Origin of the sequence: Nocardioides sp. TF02-7, from assembly GCF_022437945.1 — a bacterium.
Classification (GTDB): domain Bacteria; phylum Actinomycetota; class Actinomycetes; order Propionibacteriales; family Nocardioidaceae; genus Nocardioides.
The window spans coordinates 3,568,093-3,591,603 of the sequence record NZ_CP092535.1 but is presented as its reverse complement, the minus strand read 5'-3'; the positions used below and the strand labels follow the sequence as shown (position 1 = coordinate 3,591,603).

Annotated in this window: 14 protein-coding genes, 1 tRNA gene and 6 pseudogenes; 3 read left to right on the top strand and 18 right to left on the bottom strand. The window is 73.6% G+C overall.

All coding sequences use genetic code 11. The features are described from left to right. Positions 1-85: 85 nt before the first annotated feature. From MF408_RS18510 to MF408_RS18445, 14 genes and pseudogenes are all read right to left on the bottom strand, one after another. Positions 86-991 (bottom strand): MraY family glycosyltransferase, encoded by a 906-nt coding sequence (locus MF408_RS18510; protein ID WP_240248916.1) that lies wholly within the window; start codon positions 989-991, stop codon positions 86-88. A 294-nt stretch (positions 992-1,285) separates the two neighbouring features. Further along, positions 1,286-1,774, bottom strand: coding sequence for an L-threonylcarbamoyladenylate synthase (locus MF408_RS18505; protein WP_275693222.1), 489 nt, complete (start codon positions 1,772-1,774; stop codon positions 1,286-1,288). A 65-nt stretch (positions 1,775-1,839) separates the two neighbouring features. Next, a pseudogene (locus MF408_RS25840) lies at positions 1,840-1,991 on the bottom strand (threonylcarbamoyl-AMP synthase); the annotation flags it as partial. Beyond that, positions 1,979-2,908: a HemK/PrmC family methyltransferase gene (locus MF408_RS18500; protein ID WP_345893765.1), complete on the bottom strand. Its 930-nt coding sequence runs from the start codon at positions 2,906-2,908 to the stop codon at positions 1,979-1,981. The pseudogene MF408_RS25840 and the gene MF408_RS18500, both read right to left, overlap by 13 nt. After that, positions 2,909-3,985 carry a peptide chain release factor 1 gene (gene prfA, locus MF408_RS18495; protein ID WP_240248915.1) on the bottom strand — a complete coding sequence of 359 codons (1,077 nt, stop codon included), beginning with the start codon at positions 3,983-3,985 and terminating at the stop codon, positions 2,909-2,911. It abuts the gene before it with no gap. Between the two features lie 109 nt (positions 3,986-4,094). Then, a complete protein-coding gene (gene rpmE, locus MF408_RS18490; RefSeq protein ID WP_240248914.1) occupies positions 4,095-4,310 on the bottom strand; it encodes a 50S ribosomal protein L31 in 216 nt (71 codons plus the stop codon). Between the two features lie 124 nt (positions 4,311-4,434). Beyond that, entirely contained in the window at positions 4,435-5,370 is a 936-nt protein-coding gene (gene rho, locus MF408_RS18485; RefSeq protein ID WP_240252029.1) for a transcription termination factor Rho, read from the bottom strand. An 82-nt stretch (positions 5,371-5,452) separates the two neighbouring features. Beyond that, a pseudogene (locus MF408_RS18480) lies at positions 5,453-5,518 on the bottom strand (hypothetical protein); the annotation flags it as partial. Positions 5,519-6,579: 1,061 nt separating this feature from the next. Continuing rightward, entirely contained in the window at positions 6,580-7,470 is an 891-nt protein-coding gene (thrB, locus tag MF408_RS18470; protein WP_240248913.1) for a homoserine kinase, read from the bottom strand. Positions 7,471-7,486: 16 nt separating this feature from the next. Next, positions 7,487-8,580 (bottom strand): annotated as a pseudogene (gene thrC / locus MF408_RS18465) (threonine synthase). Between the two features lie 5 nt (positions 8,581-8,585). After that, positions 8,586-9,867 (bottom strand): annotated as a pseudogene (locus tag MF408_RS18460) (homoserine dehydrogenase). 162 nt (positions 9,868-10,029) lie between these two features. Further along, entirely contained in the window at positions 10,030-11,226 is a 1,197-nt protein-coding gene (locus MF408_RS18455; protein WP_240248912.1) for a hypothetical protein, read from the bottom strand. Positions 11,227-11,708: 482 nt separating this feature from the next. Next, positions 11,709-12,035, bottom strand: coding sequence for a hypothetical protein (locus tag MF408_RS18450; RefSeq protein WP_240248911.1), 327 nt, complete (start codon positions 12,033-12,035; stop codon positions 11,709-11,711). Continuing rightward, positions 12,032-13,726: an Hsp70 family protein gene (locus MF408_RS18445; RefSeq protein WP_240248910.1), complete on the bottom strand. Its 1,695-nt coding sequence runs from the start codon at positions 13,724-13,726 to the stop codon at positions 12,032-12,034. Before MF408_RS18445 ends, MF408_RS18450 begins: the two co-directional genes overlap by 4 nt. 72 nt (positions 13,727-13,798) lie before the next feature. Between MF408_RS18445 and grpE the strand changes: the two genes are divergently transcribed. After that, positions 13,799-14,266 carry a nucleotide exchange factor GrpE gene (gene grpE / locus MF408_RS18440; RefSeq protein WP_240248908.1) on the top strand — a complete coding sequence of 156 codons (468 nt, stop codon included), beginning with the start codon at positions 13,799-13,801 and terminating at the stop codon, positions 14,264-14,266. A gap of 30 nt (positions 14,267-14,296) precedes the next feature. On the opposite strand, the pseudogene lysA reads toward grpE, so the two are convergent. Continuing rightward, positions 14,297-15,692 (bottom strand): annotated as a pseudogene (gene lysA / locus MF408_RS18435) (diaminopimelate decarboxylase). A gap of 10 nt (positions 15,693-15,702) precedes the next feature. Then, positions 15,703-17,373, bottom strand: coding sequence for an arginine--tRNA ligase (gene argS, locus MF408_RS18430; protein ID WP_240248907.1), 1,671 nt, complete (start codon positions 17,371-17,373; stop codon positions 15,703-15,705). Positions 17,374-17,455: 82 nt separating this feature from the next. Between argS and MF408_RS18425 the strand changes: the two genes are divergently transcribed. Continuing rightward, positions 17,456-17,528 (top strand) — tRNA-Arg (locus tag MF408_RS18425). A gap of 408 nt (positions 17,529-17,936) precedes the next feature. Here MF408_RS18425 and MF408_RS18420 read toward each other — a convergent pair. Next, entirely contained in the window at positions 17,937-18,875 is a 939-nt protein-coding gene (locus MF408_RS18420; protein WP_240248905.1) for an LCP family protein, read from the bottom strand. After that, complete coding sequence (locus tag MF408_RS18415; protein WP_240248904.1) at positions 18,872-19,513, bottom strand: hypothetical protein; 642 nt, start codon at positions 19,511-19,513, stop codon at positions 18,872-18,874. The genes MF408_RS18420 and MF408_RS18415 overlap by 4 nt, the downstream gene beginning before the upstream one ends. Positions 19,514-19,762: 249 nt before the next feature. Between MF408_RS18415 and MF408_RS18410 the strand changes: the two are divergent. Next, positions 19,763-23,508, top strand: a pseudogene (locus tag MF408_RS18410) (multifunctional oxoglutarate decarboxylase/oxoglutarate dehydrogenase thiamine pyrophosphate-binding subunit/dihydrolipoyllysine-residue succinyltransferase subunit). The last annotated feature ends 3 nt before the right edge of the window (positions 23,509-23,511 follow it).

The following is a 23,511-nucleotide window of genomic DNA, read 5'->3' as shown; positions in this document are numbered from 1 at the left end:
GTCGGTCGTCAGCATCGGCGGCCGTCCTGTCGAGGGTGTCGGGGCGGTCGGTCTGCGGGCAGTCTCTGCCTGCTCGTGAAAGTTATCACAAAGTCTGCGGCGCTCCCGAATCGGGGGCCTCTCCCCCACCGGCCGGGGCGGGTGGCGTCTCCTCGGAGAACCGCCGGCCCGGCAGCAGCGGCACCAGGAACGTCAGCACCACGGTGAGCGCCGCGGCGGCGCCGATGCCGATCCAGACCGCGAGGTCGTCGTACAGGCTGGCCACGACCGTGCCGAACGCGATCAGCCCCGCCCAGAGCCACATGATCAGGACGGCCCGGCGGTGGGAGTGGCCGATCTCCAGCAGCCGGTGGTGCAGGTGCTGCTTGTCCGGGGCAAACGGCGACCGGCCGGCCCGGGTGCGTCGCACCACCGCCAGCACCAGGTCGGCCAGCGGCACGATCAGGATCATGATCGGCAGCGCGACCGGCAGCAGCATCGGGAGCAGGCTGGCGCGGGTGCCGTCGACGCCCTGGGCGATCTCGGCCGCGGGGAACTGGACGGTCACCGTCATCGCCGTCGACGAGAGCACCAGCCCGATCAGCATCGAGCCGCTGTCGCCCATGAACAGGCGGGCGGGGTGGAAGTTGTGGGCGAGGAAGCCGGCGCAGGCGCCGGCCAGCGCGGCCGACAGCAGCGCCCCGGTGCTGGCGCGGCTCGCCTCGTTGATCACGGTCAGCTGGTAGCAGAACAGGAAGAAGGCCAGGGCGCTGATCCCGATGACGCCGGCGGCCAGCCCGTCGAGGCCGTCGATGAAGTTCACGGCGTTGACCGTCGCCAGCACGATCAGCGCGGTCAGCAGCGCCCCCTGCGTGCTGTCGAGGGAGAACTGCGACCCGTCGGACTGGAAGAAGTAGCGGAACTGGATGCCGGAGTAGACCAGCACGCCCACGGCGAGCACCTGGCCGCCGAACTTGGTGAGCGCGTCGAGGTCGAAGATGTCGTCGAGCACGCCGACCGCACAGACGAGCGCCCCCCGCGATCAGCACCGAGAGCGCGTCCTCGAAGACGAACGGCGGACTGTTGGAGAGGAACGGCAGGTCACGAGCGACGGCGTAGGCGGCGAACAGCCCGCCGAGCATCGCCAGCCCGCCGAGGTAGGGGATCGGCTCGGCGTGGACGTCGCGGTCGCGGACCTTGGCGACCGCTCCGGTGCGGATCGCGATCTCGCGGGCGACGACGGTCAGCAGGTAGGTGACCGCCGCGGCGACGAGGAAGACGACGACGTACTCGCGCACGGCCCGGCTCAGCCCTCGTCCGCGGTCTCCGCGCCGACCGGCGCGGTCTCGACGCTGACGCCGTGGGCGCCGAGGACGTCGTCGAGGCGCTCGACCGGGATCGCGCCCAGCCGCAGCAGCCGCGGGCGCTCGCCGGTGACGTCGAGGATCGTCGAGGGGGTGGCGCCGCGGGTCCGGCCGCCGTCGACGACCACCGCCACCTCCGCGCCGAGCATCGCGACGGCCTCGGCGGCGTCGGTCGCGGCGGGTCGCCCGGTGAGGTTGGCCGAGCTCACCGCGAGCGGTCCGGTGCGGTCGAGGATCTCGCGGGCCAGGTCGTGGTCGGGCATCCGTACGGCGACCGTGCCGCGGGTGTCGCCGAGGTCCCAGCGCAGCGAGGCCTGCTCGTGGCACACGACGGTCAGCGGGCCGGGCCACAGCTCCTCGACGAGGGCCTGCGCGTAGTCGGGCACGCGGGTCGTCAGCGCGTCGAGCGTCGCGGCGGTGCTGACGAGCACGGGCGGGGGGCATCTCGCGGCCCCGCCCCTTGGCCGCCAGCAGCCGCTGGACCGCGGCCGGGTCGAACGCGTCGGCCGCCAGGCCGTAGACGGTGTCGGTCGGGAAGACCACCAGCCGTCCTCGTTGGACGGCCAGGCTCGCCGCGTCGACGGCCGCCTCGCGCTCCTCGTCGGTCGTGACGGGACAGACCTGTGCCGACTCACTCACGGCGCCCATCCTGTCACTGCCGGTCCCGCTCCTGCCCGGCCCGGCGTCCCGGGACCGCCCGCCGGGCGGTGACGAACCGGGGCCGGTCGTTGAGGTCGCGGTGGTCGCGGACCTCCTCCCACCGCTCGTCGGCGGCGAACACGGCGGGCGCGGACTCGCCCTGGACGTCGGCGTGCTCGACGCCCACCACTCCCCCGGGCCGGAGCAGGTCGGCGGCGCGGCGGGCGAGCGCGCGGATGGCGTCGAGCCCGTCCTCGCCGGAGAAGAGCGCGAGGTGCGGGTCGTGGTCGCGCGCTTCGGGCGCGACCGACTCCCCAGGCCTCCAGCGGGACGTACGGCGGATTGCTCACCACCACGTCGACGGTGCCCAGCAGGTCGTCGAACGCCGTCGCCAGGTCGCCGTGCCGGAGGTCGACACCGGTGCCGGCCAGGTTGCGGGCCGCCCAAGCGTGCGCGGCGTCGTCGAGCTCGACCGCGTGCACCCGCGCGCCGGGCACCTCCTCGGCGATCGCCTTCGCGATCACCCCGGAACCGGTGCAGAGGTCGACGGCGACCAGCGGGTCCGCGCTGTCGGGGGTCTGGGGCCGGCCGTCCCGGGCGCGGGTCAGCTGCTCCACCGCCCAGCCAGCCAGCAGCTCGGTCTCGGGCCGCGGGACGAACACCCCCGGACCCACCGCCACCTCGCCGTGGCGGAAGTAGGCCCTGCCGGTGAGGTGCTGGAGCGGCACCCGGCCACACCGCCGGGCCACCAGGTCCTCGAACGCTGCCGCCGCCTCACCGGGCACGTCGGTCACCAGCACCAACCGGCCCCGAGTGGTCCCGAGCGTGTGGGCGAGCAGCTCGGCGGCGTCGTGGTCGGGGCTGGCCACGCCGGCGGCCCGCAGCCGCTCGGCCGCGGAGCGGAGCAGCTCGCGGGTGACCGCCACTCAGTCCTCCAGCGCGGCGAGCCGCGCCGCCAGGTCGGCCTCGACGCAGGAGTCGAGCACCGGCTGCAGGTCGCCGTCGAGGACCTGGTCGAGGTTGTAGGACTTGTAGCCGGTGCGGTGGTCGGAGATCCGGTTCTCGGGGAAGTTGTAGGTCCGGATCCGCTCGGAGCGGTCGACGGTCCGCACCTGGCTGCGCCGGGCGTCGCTCGCCTCGGCGTCGGCGGCGTCCTGGGCCGCCTGCAGCAGCCGGGCGCGGAGGATGCGCAGCGCCTGCTCCTTGTTCTGCAGCTGGCTCTTCTCGTTCTGGCAGCTGACGACGATGCCGGTGGGCAGGTGGGTGATCCGCACCGCGGAGTCGGTCGTGTTGACGCTCTGGCCACCGGGACCGCTGCTCCGGAAGACGTCGATGCGCAGGTCGTTGTCGTTGATCTCGACGTCGATCGGCTCGGCCTCCGGCATCACCAGCACGCCGGCGGCCGAGGTGTGGATCCGGCCCTGGGACTCGGTCACCGGCACCCGCTGCACGCGGTGGACGCCGCCCTCGAACTTCAGCAGCGCGTACGGCGTCTGGCCCGGGGTCGACGCCGTGGACCCGGCCTTCACCGCGACCGTGACCGACTTGAACCCGCCGAGGTCGGACTCGGTGGCGTCCAGGACCTCGGTCTTCCAGCCCCGCCGCTCGGCGTACCGGGTGTACATCCGCAGCAGGTCGCCCGCGAAGAGCGCGCTCTCCTCGCCTCCCTCGCCCGACTTCACCTCGAGCAGCGCGTCCTTGTCGTCGGCGGGGTCGCGCGGGACCAGCAGCCGCCGCAGCCGCTCCGCGGCGGCCTCCTGCCGCGCCCGCAGCTCGGTGACCTCCTCGGCGAAGCCAGGATCGTCGGCGGCCAGCTCCTCGGCGGCGCCGGCGTCGTCGCCGTGCTGCTGCCACTCCCGCCAGGCGCCGATGATCGCGCCGAGCTCGGAGTAGCGCCGGTTGAGGGTGCGCGCGAGCCTCGCGTCGGCGTGGGTCTCGGGCAGGGCCAGCCGCTTCTCGAGCTCGGCGTGCTCCTCGAGCATGCCCTCGACCGCTTCGAACACCACGACCCTCCTCCGACCTCGGCGACCCCGCCAGGTCGCGCCGACCCGCGGTGGGGAAATGACGAACGCCGGTCGACCACACGGGGTGGGCGACCGGCGCGTCGGGTGGCTACTTCTTGGCAGCCTTGGCGTAGCGGGCCTCGAAGCGGGCCACGCGGCCGCCGGTGTCGAGGATCTTCTGCTTGCCGGTGTAGAACGGGTGGCACTGCGAGCAGACATCGGCGTGGATCGTGCCGCTCGTCGCGGTGCTGCGGGTCGTGAAGGTGCTGCCACAGGTGCAGGTGACCTCGGTCACGACGTACTCGGGGTGGATGTCCTTCTTCATGGTGTCCTCTCTCAGGGGCCGCCGGGTCGCCACGCGGTCGCGGGCGTGAACCGGAGCCGATCGAACAGTCTACGGACTCGGGCCGGACCTACTCCAATCCGCGAGCAGGTCCGGTTATTCCCTCTCAGTCGTCGCCCGGTGCGGGGGTCGTCTTCTGCACCTGCATCAGGAACTCGACGTTGCTCTGCGACTTCTTGAGCTTGTCGAGCAGCACCTCGTGCGCCTGCTGGCTGTCGAGCGCCGAGAGCACCCGCCGCAGCTTCCAGACGATCGCCATCTCCTCCTTGGTCATGAGGAGCTCCTCGCGGCGGGTGCCGGACTGGATGGCGTCGATGGCCGGGAACAGGCGCTTGTCGGCGAAGTCGCGCCGCAGCCGCAGCTCCATGTTGCCGGTGCCCTTGAACTCCTCGAAGATCACCTCGTCCATCTTCGAGCCGGACTCGATGAGCGCGGTCGCGAGGATCGTCAGCGAGCCGCCGTTCTCGATGTTGCGGGCGGCGCCGAAGAACCGCTTCGGCGGGTAGAGCGCCGCGGAGTCGACGCCACCGGAGAGGATCCGGCCCGACGCCGGCGCCGCCAGGTTGTAGGCACGGCCGAGCCGGGTGATGCCGTCGAGGAGCACGACGACGTCGTGACCGAGCTCGACCAGCCGCTTCGCCCGCTCGATCGCGAGCTCCGCCACCGTGGTGTGGTCGCCGGCGGGACGGTCGAACGTCGAGGAGATCACCTCGCCCTTGACCGAGCGCTCGAAGTCGGTGACCTCCTCCGGGCGCTCGTCGACCAGCACGACCATCAGGTGGCACTCGGGGTTGTTGGTGGTGATCGAGTTGGCGATCGACTGCAGGATCATCGTCTTGCCGGCCTTCGCCGGCGACACGATGAGACCCCGCTGGCCCTTGCCGATCGGGGCGACGATGTCGACGACCCGGCCGATCAGGTTGTGGGCGTCGGTCTCGAGGCGGAGCCGCTCGCTCGGGTAGAGCGGGGTCAGCTTCGAGAACTCCACCCGGTGCCGCGACTGCTCGGGGTCGACGCCATTGACGCTGTCGATCCGCACCATCGGGTTGAACTTCTCGCGCCGCTCGCCCCTCGCGCGGCTGCCGGACCTGGCCGACGATGGCGTCGCCCCGGCGCAGGCCGTACTTGCGGACCATCGACAGCGAGAGGTAGACGTCGTCCGCGCCGGGCAGGTAGCCGCTCGTGCGCACGAACGCGTAGTTGTCGAGGACGTCGAGGATGCCGGCGGCGGGCACCAGGACGTCGTCCTCGAGGATGGTGGTGTCGGGCTCGTTGCGGCCGCCGGTGGTCGTCCGGGTGCGGTCGCGACCCCGGCGCCGGCGGTTGCGCCGGCTGCCGCCCTCGCCGTCGTCCCCGTCGTCGTTGCGCTGCTGCGCGCCCCTGCTGCTGGGGCTGCTGCTCCTGCTGCTGGGACTGCTGCCTCTGCTGACGGCCCTGCTGGCCCGCCTGCTTGTCGGTCCGGTCCTGCTTCTCGGTCCGGTCCTGCTTCTCGGCCCGCTCCTGCCTCTCGGCCCGCTCCTGCTTCTCGGCGCGCTCCTGCTTCTCGGGCCGCTCCTGCTTCTCGGGCCGGTCGCTGGCGCGACGGTCCTGCCGCTCGCGGGGCTGCTCCGCTGCCTCCTGCTCCCCCGGTCGTCCCCGGGAGGGTCGGCTGGTCGGCACCACCCGCCGCGGCGTTGCGCGACCGGCCCCGCGTCCGGCGGCCGCCGATGTCGCCCGGGTCGCCCGTGGCGGCCGGCTCCGCGGGCTGGTCGCCCGCCGGGCCGCTCGACTGGCCGCTCGACTGGCCACCCGACTGGCCACTCGACTGGGCGGCCTTGATCGCCTCCACGAGCTGCGCCTTCTTCATGCTGCCGGCGCCGGTGATGCCCATGCCGCTCGCCATCGCCTTGAGGTCGGCCAGCAGCATGGAGTTGAGCCCACCGCCGCGCTTCCGCGGTGCGGACGCCTTGGGGGCGTCGGTGCCGGGTCCGGCGGTAGATTCGACGGTCTCTGTCACGTGAGGTCCTTCCCACGTATCACGGCCCTGCGGCTCCGGCGCTGCGGAGGAGGGCGATCGGTCGGGTCTTCCTCGGCCGGGGTGCTCTCGCGGACGATCGCGCCGACCGTGGGCCGGTCCGGCATGGGCGAGGAAGGGGGTGCGCGCTGATCGCGCGGCGCCGAGGATCAGGGCTGAACGGCTGCGACGCGCGGCCAATGTACCACCGCCCCCGCTCGTGGTCCCCCGCACACGCGCGCCCAGCACCGGAACCGGTCACCAGGCGACGGCGCCCCGGGTGTCGATGGGCAGCGGCAGCGCCGTCCAGCCGTCGGGGCAACGGGCGCTGAGGCCGTCGGTGGTGTCGGTGAAGGCCAGCACGGTGGGGCCCGCGCCGGAGACGACGGCCGGCACCCGGTCGGCCCGCAACGCGGCGACCAGGTCGAGGGTGGCCGGCATCGCCGGGCGCCGGTGGTCCTGGTGGAGCCGGTCCTCGGTCGCCCGCCACAGCTCCTCCGGGCGACCGGCGAGCGCGGCCACCAGCAGGGCGGCGCGGCCGGCGTTGCAGGCGGCGTCGGCGTGCGGGACCTCGGCGGGGAGCAGCGCCCGGGCGGCCTCGGTCGAGACCGGCTCCGGCGGGACGAACACGACCGCCCCGATCCGCGGGTCGACCTCGGACGGGACGGCCCAGAACCCGTCGTCGTCGCAGCCCGCGATCACGAACCCGCCGAGCAGCGCCGGGGCGACGTTGTCGGGGTGCCCCTCGATCCGGGCGGCCAGGTCGAGCAGCCCGGCGTCGTCGACCAGGAGGCGTCCGCCCGCCACCAGCTCGCGCGCCAGCCAGACGCCGCCGACGATCGCCGCCGAGGAGGAGCCGAGGCCGCGGGCGTGCGGGATGACGTTGCGACACCGCAGGCGCAGGCCCGGCGGCTGCACCCCCAGCAGGCCGAACGCCTCGCGCATCGCCCGGACGACGAGGTGGCGCTCGTCGAGCGGCACCTCACCGCTGCCGACCCCGTCGACCTCGACCACCAGTCCGGTGCCGACGACCTCGGCCTCCAGGCGGTCACGCAGGTCGAGCGCCAGCCCGAGGGTGTCGAACCCGGGCCCCAGGTTCGCGGAGGTGGCCGGCACGGAGACGCGCACCGGCCCCTCGACGAACGTCATCCCCGGCTTCCTGCCCTCACGCACCGACGGGCGCGCTCAGGCCCGCGGCCTCGGCGACGTCCTGCACCTCGGGCGCCACGACTTCGTCGACCACGACGCCGCCGCTCTCGTAGAAGCCCTCGAGCGCCGTGGCGGTGTCCCTTGAGGCCGTGGCCGGTCACGGTGATGACGACGGTGCTGCCGGCATAGGTCTCCCCCCTGCTCCAGCTCCTGCAGCAGCCCGGCGACCCCGGCGGCGCTGGCCGGCTCGACGAAGACGCCGTCGGTGCGGGCGAGCTCACGCTGGGCGGCGAGGATCCGCTCGTCGCTGACGGCGGCGAACCGGCCGCCGGACTCAGCGGCGGCCGCCTCGGCGAGCTTCCACGACGCCGGGTTGCCGATCCGGATCGCGGTCGCCCGGGTCTCCGGCTCGGGGAACGGCTCGCCGGTCACCAGCGGGCTGGCGCCGGCCGCCTGGAACCCGCGGATCACCGGCTTCCGGGACGCGCGCCCGGCGTCGGCGTACTGCCGGAACCCCAGCCAGTACGCCGAGATGTTGCCGGCGTTGCCGACGGGCAGCAGGTGGAAGTCGGGAGCGTCGCCGAGGAAGTCGACGATCTCGAAGGCCGCGGTCTTCTGGCCCTCGAGCCGCACCGGGTTGACCGAGTTGACGAGCGCGACCGGGTAGGCCTCCGCCAGCTCGCGGGCCAGCCGCAGGCAATCGTCAAGTTCCCCTTGACCATGATCACCTGCGCGCCGTGCAGGATGGCCTGCGCCATCTTGCCGGCGGCGATCTTGCCGTCCGGGACGAGCACGAGCGGGTTGAGCCCGGCCTTCGCGGCGTAGGCCGCCATCGAGGCCGACGTGTTGCCGGTGGAGGCGCAGACGACCGCCTCGGCACCCTCGTGCTTGGCCACCGAGATCGCAGCGGTCATCCCGCGGTCCTTGAAGGAGCCGGTGGGGTTGTCGCCCTCGACCTTCAAGTGCACGTCGGCGCCGGTGAGCGCCGACAGCCACCCGGAGTGGACGAGCGGCGTGCCGCCCTCGCGCAGGGGTGACGGCCGCGGTGCCGGCCGGGATGTCGAGCAGCTCGCGGTACTCCTCGATGACCCCGCGCCACTGGTGCGCCATGCCGCTCACTCCTCGGCCCCCTCGACCCGCATCACGGAGGTGACGTCGCGGACGATCTCCATCCCGCGCAGCTCCTCGACCGTCGCCGACAGCGCGGCGTCGGTCGCCTCGTGGGAGACGACGACCAGCTGGGCGTCGTCGCCCCGGCCCTCCTGGTGGACGGTCTGGATCGACACACCGTGGGCGGCGAACGCCTGCGCCACCGCGGCGAGCACGCCCGCCCGGTCGTCGACGTCGATCGCCACGTGGTAGCGGGTGCGGGTCTCCCCCATCGGCAGCACCGCGCGGTCGGCGTACGCCGACTCGCCGACGCCGCGGGCGCCCTGGCGGTGGTTGCGGGCCACGGTGACCAGGTCGCCGAGCACGGCGCTGGCCGTCGGGGCCCCGCCGGCGCCCGGGCCGTAGAACATCAGCTGGCCGGCGGCCTCGGACTCGACGAACACCGCGTTGTAGGCCTCGCGGACGCTGGCCAGCGGGTGCGACCTCGGGATCATCGCCGGGTGGACCCGGACGCTGACGGCCTCGTCGCCACCGTCACCGGTGCGCAGCTCGGCGATGGCCAGCAGCTTGACCACGCTGCCCATGTCGCGCGCGGAGCGCACGTCGCCGGCGGTCACGTCGCTGATGCCCTCGCGGTGCACGTCGGAGGCGGTCACCCGGGAGTGGAACGCCAGGCTGGCGAGGATCGCGGCCTTCGCCGCGGCGTCGAAGCCCTCGACGTCGGCGGTCGGGTCGGCCTCGGCGTAGCCGAGCGCCTGCGCCTCCTCCAGCGCCTCGTCGAAGCCGGCGCCGGAGCTGTCCATCCGGTCGAGGATGAAGTTCGTGGTGCCGTTGACGATGCCGAGCACCCGGGTCACCTTGTCGCCGGCCAGTGACTCGCGCAGCGGGCGGAGGATCGGGATCGCGCCGGCGACGGCCGCCTCGTAGTAGAGGTCGCGGCCGGCCTTCTCGGCCGCCTCGTAGAGCGTGGGGCCGTCCTCGGCGAGCAGCGCCTTGTTGGCGGTCACGACCGAGGCGCCGTTCTCGAGGGCGGCGAGCACCAGGGTCCGGGCGGGCTCGATGCCGCCGATCACCTCCACCACGACGTCGATGTCGTCGCGGGTCACCAGTCCGAGGGCGTCGGTGGTGAGCAGGCCGTCGGGGCACGTCGACGTCGCGGGGGGCGTCGAGGCGTCGCACGGCGACGCCGGCGAGCTCGACCGGCGCCCCCACCCGGGCGGCGAGGTCGCCGGACTGCTCGTCGAGCAGCCGCACGACCTGCGAGCCGACGACGCCGCAGCCGAGCACCGCGACCTTGAGGGGGACTGTCCACCGGGCAAGGGTATCGGCGCACCGCGGGTGGCCGTGGGGGGACCGTCGAACCCTGGACACCCCGGCCGTCAGCCCGACAGCGTCTCGGTCGACGCGGTGCCGTCGCGGAGCGCGGACACGCCGTAGACCGGCAGCGCCTCACCGGGGGCGCCACCGTCCTCGATCGAGGACTCCCGGGTGCGGCCGACCACCTGCCAGCCGCCGTCGGGTCGCTGCCGGCGGACCTTGAACTCCGCTCCGGCGGGCCCCCGCCAGGTGACCACGACCGAGCCGCGCTCGCCGCGGCGGGCGACGACCTCGGCCGGCGCCTCCGGACCAGCCGCGGGCGCCGCAGCGGTCGGTACGGCGGCCGGTGCCGGTCGGTGCCGCCGGCGTAGCGGCCGATGCAGGCACGGGGGCGGGACCGCTGCTGCGGGCCTCCTCCGACCTCCGCCCGGGCTGGACCGCGACGACGGCGTAGCCGGGCAGGTCCGGGCCCGCGGGCGCGCCGCCGTCCTCGATCCGCGGCTCTCCCGTGCGGCCGACGACCCGGGTGGTGCCGTCCGGCTCGATCCGGCTGACCCGGTAGGTGACGCCGGGCGTCGCCGACGGCTGCCACGCGACCACCACGACGCCTCCGCTCCGCGTGGCGCGGACCTCCGTCGGCGGGTGGAGCGGGTGCTCGGCCAGCGCGCCGACGGCAGTCGGGTGCTGCGGCCAGCGGTCGAGCACCGCCAGCAGCGCCGCCACGGGATCCGGCTCCGCGCGAGCGCCGGCCACCCGGGCGTCGGCCTCGGCGACCTCCCGCCGGGCGCGGTCGAGCTCGGCACCGGCCGGGCCCAGCCCTGCGGGAGGCGGCAGGTCGGTCGCCGTGCGGCTCAGGTGCTCCAGGTGGTCGGCGGCCTCGGCGAACCGTCGCGCCGCGAGCGCGGTCGCCGCCGCCCGCCACCGGAGCTCGGCCTCGCGCACCAGCTGCTCGACCTCGTCGGCGACGGCGCGCACCGGCGTCGCCGCGACCGGGTCGGTCGCGGCGGCAGCCGTCGCCACCAACCGGCGCGCCTCGAGCAGGGCACCGCGTCGCAGGGCACCGCGGGCGGCGCGGAGCGCGTCCTCCCAGGGCCGGCCCGGGGGCTGCGGGGGTGGGTGGTGCTGCGTGCCACCGGCGGTCGGCGCCGGCTCCACCGGCACGTCCAGCTCGGCCGCCATCTCCGCCACCGCCCGGCCGGCACGTCCGCGGTCGAGGCCGAGCGCCCGCGCCTCCTCGACGAGGTGCGCGTGGTCGTCGGCGACCAGCCGGTCCTCGACGAGCACCGCGGCGCGCAACCGGGGCCGGAGCCGGACCTTGACGTCGTCCACGACGACGTCGAGGTAGGCGTCGCGGACGGTCGGGCCCCGCCTCGAGCAGGTCGGCGACGTGGACCATCAGCTCGTCGGCGACCGCCCGGATCCGCAGCGGCGGCAGCTCGCGGCAGCGGGCGCGCCAGGCCTCGGCGCGGAACGAGACCTCCGCGTCGTCGGCCTCCGGCTCCAGCCCGAGCAGCGCCAGCAGCGTCGGCGGCGGCGGCTGCTCCTGCAGCCGGCCGAACTCGTCGAGGAGGTCGCGCACCTGCTGCCGGCGGTGGTCGCTCACGAGCGGCGGCCGCGGCGGCGCGGCGGCAGGTGGGGCGGTGGCCGCGTCGACGAGCCGGTGCCGTCGGAGCCGGGTGTGGACCTCGGCGGCGGTCAGGCCGCCGAGCGCCCCGACCTCGACCAGCCCGTCGACCTTGTCGCGCGGGACGCCGCCGTGCCGCTCGACGAGGCGGCCGATCGCCTGGTCGAGCATCTCGAACCGGGCGGCGTCACGGGCCTGCCGGGCCGCGCGCACCCGGGCGGCCAGCGTGGACCGGCGACTCCGGTCGAGCAGCTGCGCGCAGTTGTCGTCGTGGGCCGCGACGAGCAGACCGACGAGGGTGCCGTACTTCGGGTGGTCGCGCTGGCGCTGCCAGAAGCCCCAGACCTCCGCCATCCGTGCGGCGACCTCGGCGTCGCTCCAGCGGTCGGCCTCCTCGACCGGCAGGTCGTAGAGCTCGAAGGGGGTCGGACGCGTCCGGCCCGCCCCGCTCGAGGACCGCGGCGAGCACCCGCTTGCGGTAGCCGTTGCCGTCGAACGGCGCCGCGCCGCTCACGCCTCCCGCCGCCGGGTGCGCTGGAGCTGGTCCCGCTCCCGTGCGACCTCCGCCTGCGACAGCGTCGCCCCGGTCTGGGCGGTGAGGGTGAGCGGGAGCCCGGCCTGCACATGGTAGGCGAGCACCTTGAGCAAGCCGTCGAAGCCCATCGTGAAGCTCACCCGCACCTCGCTGCCGGCGTCGTAGCCGGGCGGGATGCCGTCGATGGCGCCGGCCACGAGCAGCTTGACGTCCTGGATCCGGCTCGAGGCGACCTGGCTCTGCTGCTCGACGACCTGGAGCTCGATCGCGTCCTGGTCGGGGCGCACGGTGCCGAACGACCGCTGGACGTCGATCGGCAGGTGGTCGTTGCGGTGCACCAGCCAGACCGGCTCCAGCTCGCCGGTCATCGCGTTGCGGGCCAGCACGCCGAACCCGCGGGACACGACGGTGTCGACCCGGATGTCGACCTGGCGGCGAACCTGGGCGAGCGGCAGGGCGAGGGCGTCGGCGGCGCGGCGGCAGGCGGCGTCGAGCTCGTCGGGAGGCGCCTCGTCGAGCGGCTGGTCGGGACGCAGCCGGCCCCGCGTCACGAGGTCGGAGCCCACGATCCGCTCCAGCTCCTTCTTGGCACCATAGAGCGCCGCCCCCTTGGCCACGGCCAGGTCGGGGTCGTGCAGCTCCGGCACCAGGCCGAGCTCGGTGCGCAACGCCCGCTCGACCATCGGCATCCGCGACGACCCGCCGACCATCAGCACGCGGTCGACGCGGGCGACGCCGCGCTGGGCGGCGGCCTCGAGGCAGGAACGCGTCAGGTCGATCGTCCGGCGGAGCAGGGCCGACGTCATGTCCTCGAGCTCGGCGCGGGTGAGGGTGATCGTCGAGCGGTGGCCGTCGTGGGCGACCACCACCTCGGTGGAGTCGCGGTCGCTCAGCTCCCGCTTGGCCCGCTCGGCGGCGATGACCAGCTCCTGCGATCCGGCCGAGTCGTCGAGAGGGTCCTCGGCGTCGGGGTTCTCCGCGCAGAACCGGCGGGAGAGGTGCAGGCAGATCCGCTCGTCCCAGTCGGCACCGCCGAGCTGGTGGTCGCCGTCGACGGCGAGGACGGAGATCCGCCGGTCGGCCAGCTCGATGACCGTGGCGTCGAAGGTCCCGCCGCCGAGGTCGTAGACCAGCACCGTCTCGTAGTCGCCGTCGTCGCGGCCCTTCCGGAGGTCCGGCGCACCGTCGAGCCGGCCGAACCCGTAGGAGAGCGCGGCCGCGATCGGCTCCGACAGGACGTCGACCACGTCGAGCCCGGCGTACGTGCCGGCCAGCCGGGTGGCCCGCCGCTCCTCGTCGCCGAAGTACGCCGGCACGGTGATCACCGCCGAGGTCACCTGCTCCCCCGACCCGAACGCCGCGTCCTCGCACAGCGACCGGAGGATCAACGAGGACACGGCGGCCGCCGACCAGCTGCGGCCGTGGGCGACGAACCGCCACTCCGAGTCGCCCATCCGCCGCTTGACCAGCGCGCAGACGTGGTCGGGGTCGAGCCGGGCCTGCCGCCGCGCCCCCTCGCCCACGACGTGCTCGCGGTCGGTGGCGAAGAGGACGACGGACGGGACCGTCGGCTCACCGGTCAGCCCCACGAGCACCTCGGGGCGGCCGTCCCGGTCACAGCGGGCGACGGCGGAGCAGGTGGTGCCGAGATCGATACCGTGGACGGGCACGGCGCGAGAGTACCCGGCCGTGCCGGCGCCGGGGGCGCGATCGCGCCCGACCACCTAGCTAGCATTCGCGAGGTGCCCGACCCGAACCTGCAGGACCTCCACGACGCCGTCACCGACGTCGGCCGGATCGTCGCCCGCCAGGGCGCGGCGATCGACCGGCTCGTCGACGACTCCCGGGCCGCGGCGGCCCGGGCCCGGGCCGGCGCCGACGTACCGCTCCTCGTCGACCTGCTCGCGCTCCACCGCGACGCCACGGCGTGCGCCGCCACCGCCCGGTCGAGGCGCGAGCGCGACGCGTTCACCGCGGTCGCCCGCGGGCTCGAACGGCTCGTGACCGGCCGGGGCGGCACGCTCGTCGCCCCCGCCCCGGGTGAGCCGTTCGACGCGACCCGGATGGAGGCGGCCGAGGTGGTCGCGACCGACGACCCGGCCGCCGACCGGACGGTCGCGTCCGTGCTCGAGGCGGGCCTGTGGCTCACCGAGGCCGGCAGGTCGGTCCGGCCGGCGCGGGTGGCGGTCCACCGCCACAGCGGCGGCTGACCTCAGCGACCTCGGCGGCAGCAGCCGGCGTCAGCCGACGTCGGTGGCGAGCAGGTCGTCCTCGGTCTCCCGCCGCACCACCACGGTCGCCTTCCCGTCGCGCACGGCGATCACCGGCGGCCGCAGCAGGTGGTTGTAGTTCGAGGCCATCGACCGGCAGTAGGCGCCGGTGCCCGGCACCGCGAGCAGGTCCCCCGGGCGTACGTCGCCCGGCAGGAACTCGTCGCGCACGACGATGTCGCCGGCCTCGCAGTGGCTCCCGACCACCCCGCGCCAGCGCCGGCGGCGCGTCGGAGCGGCGGCCGGCCAGCGTGCAGGAGTAGTCGGCGTCGTAGAGGGCGGTGCGGATGTTGTCGCTCATCCCGCCGTCGACGCTCACGTAGGTGCGCACGGCACCGGCGTCGAGCGTCACCGGCTTGACCGTGCCGACGGTGTAGACCGTGCACATCGCCGGGCCGACGATCGCCCGCCCCGGCTCGATCGAGAGCCGCGGGCGGTCGACGCCGAGCGCCCGGCACTCGTGGTCGACGATCTTGCCCATCTCGGTCGCCAGCTGCGCCGGGTCGGACGGGTCGTCCTGGGTCGTGTAGGCGATGCCGAAGCCGCCGCCGAGGTCCATCTCCGGCATCGTGACGCCCAGCTCCTCCGACACCCGCGCGTGCAGCGCGAGCACCCGGCGGGCGGCCACCTCGAAGCCGGAGGAGTCGAAGATCTGGCTACCGATATGGGAGTGCAGCCCGAGCAGCTCGACGCCCGGGGCGGCCGTGAGCCGGCGTACCGCCTCGAGCGCGTCGCCGGTGCTGATCGAGAAGCCGAACTTCTGGTCCTCGTGGGCGGTCGCGATGTACTCGTGGGTGTGGGCCTCGACCCCGGCGGTCACCCGCACCATCACCCGCGCGGTCAGGCCGGTGTCCGCGGTGACCATGACCAGCCGCTCGACCTCCTGGAAGGAGTCGACGATGATCCGGCCCACGCCGACGGAGACCGCGCGCCGCAGCTCCGCGACGGTCTTGTTGTTGCCGTGGTAGCCGATCCGGGCCGGGTCGAAGCCGGCTCGCAGCGCCACCGTGAGCTCCCCGGAGGAGCACACGTCGAGGAACAGCCCCTCCTCGTGCACCCAGCGGGCGACCGCCGTGCAGAGGAACGCCTTGCCGGCGTAGAAGACGTCGAAGTCGGCGAACGCGTCGCGGAACGCCCGGGCCCGCGCCCGGAAGTCGTCCTCGTCGAGCACGAAGGCCGGCGTGTTGTGGTCGGCCACCAGGTCGGCGACGGGGATCCCGCCGACCACCAGGTCGCCGGCCTCGGTCTTGTGGGCCGTGCTCGACCACAGCTGCGGCACCAGCGCGTTGGGGTCGCGCGGCTCGCGCAGCCACGCCGGCCCGCGCAGCTCTCCCGGGGCGTGCGCCCACCCTGCCTCGTGCGTCATCGGGCGCCGCTCACATCCGCTCGGGCGCCGTGACGCCGAGCAGGCCGAGGCCGTTGGCGAAGACCGTCCGGGTGGCCACCACGAGGACCAGCCGGGCCAGGTTGGTCGCCGTCACCGGCTCGTCACCCTGCGGCAGCATCCGGCACTCCTTGGTGTCGTACCACTTGTTGAAGACCGACGCAGTGTCCTCGAGGTACCGCGCGATCCGGTGCGGCTCCCGCAGCTCCGCCGCGCTCGCGACGACCCGCGGGAACTCCGCGAGCGCCCGGAGCAGCTGGCCGTCGCGCTCGTGGACGAGCAGCGACGGGTCGAAGTCGTCACCCGGCAGCGCCATGCCGAGGTCGGTGGCGTTCTCGACCATCCGGCAGGTGCGGGCGTGGGCGTACTGCACGTAGTAGACGGGGTTGTCGTTGGACGCCTTGGTGATCTCGGCGACGTCGAGCACCAACGGGCTGTCGGCCGGGTAGCGCGCCAGCGAGTAGCGCAGGGCGTCGACGCCGATCTCCTCCGCCAGCTCCTGCAGCGTCACGATCGTGCCCGCCCGCTTGGAGAGCTTGAGCTCCTGGCCGTCGCGCATGATCTTGACCAGCTGGCCGATCATCACGTCGAGCGTCCGGTCGGGGTCGTCGCCCACGCACGCCGCCATCGCCCGCAACCGGCCGACGTACCCGTGGTGGTCGGCGCCGAGCAGGTAGATGCAGTGGTCGAACCCGCGGCCGCGCTTGTCGAGGTAGTAGGCCGTGTCGGACGCGAAGTAGGTCAGCTCGCCGTCGGACTTGATGAGCACCCGGTCCTTGTCGTCGCCGAAGTCGGTCGTGCGCATCCACAGCGCGCCGTCCTGCTCGTAGACGTGGCCGAGGTCCTTCAGCCGCTGCAGCGTCTGCGGCACGCGGCCACCGTCGTGGAGCGACCGCTCGGAGAACCAGACGTCGAAGTGGGTGTGGAAGGACTCCAGCTGGTCCTGCTGGTCCTTCAGCTGCAGCCGGTAGCCGACCTCGCGGACCGCGGCGACCCGCTCCTCGGCCGGCAGGTCGAAGATGCCGGGCTGCGCCTCGCCGACCGCCCGGGCCAGGTCCTCGACGTAGCCGCCGGCGTACCCGTCCTCCGGTGTCGGCTCGCCGAGCGCCGCGGCGACGATCGACTCCGCGAACCGCGTCATCTGCACGCCGCGGTCGTTGATGTAGAACTCGCGGGTCACGTCCGCGCCCGCGGCGCTGAGCACCCGCCCGATCGCGTCGCCGAGCACCGCCCACCGGGTGTGGCCGAGGTGGAGCGGGCCGGTCGGGTTGGCCGAGATGAACTCGACGTTGATCCGCTGCCCGGCGAGCGTGTCGGTGTGGCCGTACGCCGTGCCCGCGGCCACGACCTCCGCCGCCACCCGGCCCTGGGCGCCGGCCTCGACGGTGACGTTGAGGAAGCCCGGCCCGGCGACCTCGACGTCGCCGACGCCGTCGGCCTCCCGCAGCCGCTCCGCGAGCAGCTCCCCGAGCGCCCGGGGGTTGGTGCCGGCCTTCTTCGCCAGCTGCAGCGCCACGTTGGTGGCGTAGTCGCCGTGCCCCTTCTGCCGGGGTCGCTCCACCGTCACCTCGGCCGGGACGCCGTCGGGCAGGGTGAGCGCACCCTGGTCGACGAGCGTCGAGAGGGCGTCGACGATCGTGGCGGAGAGCTGGGCGGGAGTCACCGGTCAAGCCTATCGGCGCCCTCCGGTTTCTCTCGCGCGGATAGGGCCCGGTATGGTTCACCGAGCGTCGGCGACGGCGCAGGCCTTCGTAGCTCAGGGGATAGAGCACTGGTTTCCGGTACCAGGTGTCGCAGGTTCGAATCCTGCCGAAGGCGCCCTCTGATGTCTCAGGACGTCGGTGACAGCCCGAGCCCCCCGTGGGTTCGGGCTCTTTGCTTGGTGGGATCGGGCGCCACTGCGGGCAGAGCACTCGGGGAGCCCGCTACCTCGGAGTTGCGGTGACTCCCTCGGTGCTGGGACCGGTCACAGCACCGAGGGAGTCACCCGAACGCCGAGGGGTGTGGTTCGGCCACTGCGCGTGTGCGCACGGGCCCGCCGGGCGGGTCTGGGCTCAGCAGGCGCAGGTTCATCAAGGGATGTCGACGAACCCGCGCTCCCCACGGCGTGCCCACCAGGGGAGGCGCAGGTTCACCTGCATCCCTTGATGAACCTGCGCCACCCGTGACGCCTGGGACCGGCCCCGCCGCCACCCCGACCAGTCCTGCTAGAACCAATCCGGGCGCTCAGCAGCGCTTGATCGTGGCGTCCTTGCGCGCGTCGTCGCCGTACCTCTGGGCGGTGGCGGTGTCGGGGAGCACCACGCTGGCGCCGCCGACGTTGCCGATGCCGCCGGGGAGGACGCAGGTGGTGATCTTCCGCGGGTCGACCTGCGCGACCGCCTGGGCGAGCCGGAACAGCTCGGCCGGGCCGAGGTCGGTGTGGAGGTGCTGCATCACGCTCAGCACGCCGCGCTCGATGCCGCCGGGGCGGTCGGCCAGCTCGAGGGCGCGGGCGTGGAAGCCTCGCAGCACCCGCTGCTGGTTGGCGGAACGGTCGAAGTCGCCGCCGGGCAGCGACTTGCGGATCCGCGAGAACGACACGGCGTCGTAGCCGCGGAGCTTGATCTTTCCGGACTCGTAGCCGCGGGGCTTGAGGTACTCGTCGGAGAAGGGCCGCGGGTTGCGCACGGTGATCGGCCCGATGTCCTTGTTGACCTCCTCGACGCCGCGGAAGCTCGCGACGAAGACGTAGTCGGGCTCGATCCCGATGAGCCCGGCGACCGCCTCCCCCATCAGCTGGGGACCGCCGAAGAAGAGCGCCGCGTTGACCCGGTTGGAGCCGTGTCCGGGGATCGGCACCCAGGAGTCGCGGGGGATGCCGATCGCGGTGGCCGCGCCGGTGCGGGTGTCCATGCCGATCAGCTGCAGCGTGTCGCCGCGCTGCCGCAGCGGGTCCTGCCCGGGGCGGGCGTCGGAGCCGACGGCGAGCACCCAGACCACCTCGGGGTCGCTGTCCACGCCCTGCGCGTGCTCGAACTTCACCAGCGACAGGTGGGTCGGGGCGACGTCGCCGTCGGGGATCGCCACCGCCACGGCGGCCAGGAGCGCACCGAGGACGGAGGTGCGCACCACCCGGCGCCACCCGCGGGTCCAGCGCGCCCGGTCCTGCTTCCGCTCGCTCATCGACCCCTCACCTCTCCGCGCTCGACGTCGAACCCGAACACCCGCCAGCCGTCGCCCTTCGGCGTGAGCAGCAGCCGGCCGCGCACCTGCTCGGTGCGCTCCACCTCACCCGCCACCTCGAAGACCAGGTCGACGTGGGCGGTGGCCCCGGCCGGCTCGCCCTTCGGAGCCAGCAGGTCGACCCGCACCACCCGCCGCGTCGGGGTGACGCTCTCGACCCGGTCGCCGACCGCGGCGTTGCTCATCAGGCCGCGCTGCTTCCCGGCCAGCCGGGCCGCGCCCTTGGTGAAGCCGGGGAAGGCGTCGGCGAAGTCGTCGCGGGGGTAGTCGCCGGCGACGTAGGCGCCGTCGAGCCAGCCGTCGACGACGTCCGCGACGGCCTCGGCCGTACGCCGCGCGCGGTCCTTGCCGAGCCGGCCGGTCACCTCGCCCACACGCACCGTCGTGGCCAGCGTCTCAATGGCGGTGGCCTCCTGGCTGGGGGCGCTCTCGCCCGCCGGCTGGTCGTCGCCGCTGCAGCCGGAGAGCACCAGCCCCAGCGGCACCAGCACGGCCAGCGCCGCGCCGGCGGGTCGTCGCCATCTGCGCACGTCGCGCCCTCCTCCCGGTCCGTCGACCGCCTCCGCGGCCACGGTCATCGAGGGTCGCACACCCGCCTGCCGGGTGCCGCTTCGGCACGCGGGTACCGGTTCCTGTGACGGGGTGTCGAAGAGCACCCGGGCCTGCACCCCGAATTCTTTCCGGTGGGACTAGCCTTGACCCCGGCGCCCGCCCAGGTCGGACAGGTCCATCAGCTCACGGAAGAGGCGAAGCACGTCGTGTCGCAGTCGACAGGCCAGCAGTCCAGCACTCCCGACTTCGGAGCCAACGAGTGGCTCGTCGAGGAGATGAAGGAGCGGTTCGACGCCGACCCCGACAGCGTCGACCCCGCGTGGGCGGCCTACTTCGGCGGCAAGGGCGGCGCCGCGACGGGCAACGGGCAGGCGACATCCTCCACCGCGACCTCCTCGACGTCCGCGACCTCCTCGTCCTCCTCCCCCACGAAGCCGGCGCCCGCCCGTACGTCGGAGCCCGCGGCCGGGACCAGCAAGCCGGCCGCCAAGTCCGACCAGCCCAGCCAGTCCGCCGGCCAGCCCGGCCAGCCCGCCAGGCCCGCCCCCGGGCGACGCCGGCGCCGCAGGTGAGCCCGGCCTCGAAGACCACCCCCCAACCCGCCGGCCAAGGACGGCTCGGCGCCGAAGCCGACGCCCAAGGACGCGCCCCGCCCGACGCCGACGGCGGCGAAGGACGAGCCGACGTACACCGTGCTCCGTGGCGCGCCGGCGCGCACGGCCCAGAACATGGACGCCTCGCTGACCGTCCCGACCGCGACGTCGGTCCGCTCGGTGCCGGTCAAGCTGCTGTGGGACAACCGGATCGTCATCAACAGCCACCTCGCCCGCGCCCGCGGCGGCAAGGTGTCGTTCACCCACCTGATCGGCTACGCGCTCGTCCAGGCGCTCAAGTCGATGCCCGAGATGAACGTCGGCTACGACGTCGTCGACGGCAAGCCGAACCTGATCCAGCCCGCACACGTCAACCTCGGCCTGGCGATCGACCTGCAGAAGCCCGACGGCACCCGCCAGCTGCTGGTGCCGTCGATCAAGGCCGCGGAGTCGATGGACTTCGCCGCGTTCTGGACCGCCTACGAGGAGGTCGTGCGCAAGGCCCGCGACAACAAGCTGACGATCGAGGACTTCCAGGGCACCACGATCAGCCTCACCAACCCCGGCGGCATCGGCACCGTGCACTCCGTGCCGCGACTGATGAAGGGGCAGGGCGCCATCATCGGCGTCGGCGCGATGGAGTACCCCGCCGAGTGGCAGGGCGCCTCGGAGGAGGCGATCGCCCGCAACGGCATCAGCAAGGTGATGACGCTGACGTCGACCTACGACCACCGCGTCATCCAGGGCGCGCAGTCGGGCGAGTTCCTCAAGCGGATCCACCAGCTGCTCCTGGGCGGCGACGACTTCTACGACGAGATCTTCCGCTCGCTGCGGATCCCCTACGAGCCGATCCGCTGGAACACCGACGTCGCCACCTCGCACGACGACGAGATCGACAAGCAGGCGCGGATCCTCGAGCTGATCCACGCCTACCGCGTGCGCGGCCACCTGATGGCCGACACCGACCCGCTGGAGTACCGCCAGCGCAGCCACCCCGACCTGCGGGTGGAGTCGCACGGCCTCACCCTGTGGGACCTCGACCGCGAGTTCCCCACCGGCGAGTTCGGCGGCTCGGGCCGGCGGTTCATGAAGCTGCGGCAGATCCTCGGCATCCTGCGCGACTCCTACTGCCGCACCACCGGCATCGAGTACATGCACATCATGGACCCCGAGCAGCGCCGGTGGATCCAGGAGCGGGTCGAGCAGCCGCACACCAAGCTGCCCCGCGAGGAGCAGCTGCGGATCCTGCAGAAGCTCAACCAGGCGGAGGCGTTCGAGACCTTCCTCCAGACCAAGTTCGTCGGCCAGAAGCGGTTCAGCCTCGAGGGCGGCGAGACGACGATCCCGGTGATCGACGAGATCTGCGAGGCGGCCGCGGAGGCCGAGCTCGACGAGGTCACGATCGGCATGGCCCACCGCGGCCGGCTCAACGTGCTCGCCAACATCGTCGGCAAGAAGTACTCCCAGATCTTCCGCGAGTTCGAGGGCAACATCGACCCCCGCACCGTCCAGGGGTCCGGCGACGTGAAGTACCACCTCGGCGCCGAGGGCGAGTTCGTGGCCGGGTCCGGCGCCACCGTGAAGGTGTCGGTCGCCGCCAACCCCCTCGCACCTCGAGGCGGTCGACCCGGTGCTCGAGGGCATCGCCCGCGCGAAGCAGGACGTGCTCGACCGCGGCACCGCGTTCCCGGTGATGCCGCTGCTCGTCCACGGCGACGCGGCGTTCGCCGGCCAGGGCGTGGTGGCCGAGACCCTCAACCTCTCCCAGCTGCGCGGCTACCGCACCGGCGGCACCATCCACCTCGTCGTCAACAACCAGGTCGGGTTCACCACCTCCCCCGGCGCGTCCCGGTCCTCGCTCTACGCCACCGACGTCGCCCGGATGGTGCAGGCGCCGATCTTCCACGTCAACGGCGACGACCCCGAGGCGTGCATCCGGGTCGCCCGGCTGGCGTTCGAGTACCGCCAGGCGTTCCACAGCGACGTCGTCATCGACCTGGTCTGCTACCGCCGCCGCGGTCACAACGAGGGTGACGACCCGTCGTACACCCAGCCGCTGATGTACGACCTGATCGAGCAGAAGCGCTCGGTGCGCAAGCTCTACACCGAGTCCCTCATCGGCCGCGGCGACATCACCATCGAGGAGGCCGAGCAGGTCATCCGCGACTACCAGCAGCAGCTGGAGCGGGTGTTCACCGAGGTGCGCGAGGCGACCAGCCAGCCCGACGAGTGGACCACCGTCCCCGACTACCCCCGAGAAGCCGACCGGCGACACCCAGACCTCGGTGGCGCCGGAGGTGCTGAAGACGATCGCCGACGCCTACGTCACGCCGCCGGACGGCTTCACCGTCCACCCCAAGGTGATGCCGCAGCTGCAGCGCCGGGCGACCGCCATCACCGAGGGCCCGATCGACTGGGGCACCGGCGAGATCCTCGCCTTCGGCTCGCTGCTGATGGAGGGCCGCCCCGTCCGGCTCGCCGGCCAGGACTCCCGCCGCGGGACGTTCGTCCAGCGGTTCGCGACGATCATCGACCGGATCAACGCGAGCGAGTGGACGCCGCTGGCCAACCTCAGCGAGGACCAGGCGAAGTTCCACGTCTACGACTCGCTGCTCTCGGAGTACGCCGCGCTCGGGTTCGAGTACGGCTACTCCGTGGCCCGTCCCGAGGCGCTGGTCCTGTGGGAGGCCCAGTTCGGCGACTTCGTCAACGGCGCCCAGATCGTGATCGACGAGTACATCAGCGCCGGCAAGACCAAGTGGGGCCAGGACTCCGGCGTGGTGCTGCTGCTCCCCACGGCTACGAGGGCCAGGGCCCGGACCACTCCTCGGCGCGGATCGAGCGGTTCATGCAGCTGTGCGCCGACGACGCGATGGTCGTGGCGCAGCCGTCGACCCCCGCGTCGCACTTCCACCTCCTGCGGCGACACGCCCTCGGCGACGAGCACAAGCCGCTCATCGTCTTCACCCCGAAGTCGATGCTGAAGCGCAAGGAGGCCGCGTCGCAGCCGGGCGACTTCACCTCGGGCACCTTCCAGCCGCTCGTCGGCGACGCGAACGCCGACCCCGCCGCGGTGCGCACCCTCTTGCTCTGCTCCGGGCGGATCACCTGGGACCTGATGGTCGAGCGCGGCAAGCGCGACGACGGCGACCGGTTCGCGATCGCCCGGGTCGAGCAGCTCTACCCGTCGCCGGACGAGCTGATCTCCGCCGAGATCGCGAAGTACCCCGATCTCGACCGGGTGCGCTGGGTGCAGGACGAGCCGGCCAACATGGGCCCGTGGCCGCACTACGGCCTCGACGTCTTCCCCGCGGCTCGGGCAGTCCGTCGAGCTGGTCTCGCGGCCGGCCTCGTCCTCGCCGTCGGTGGGCGTCGCCAAGCGCCACCTCGAGGAGCAGAAGGCGCTCGTCGCGCAGGCGTTCGCCTAGGAC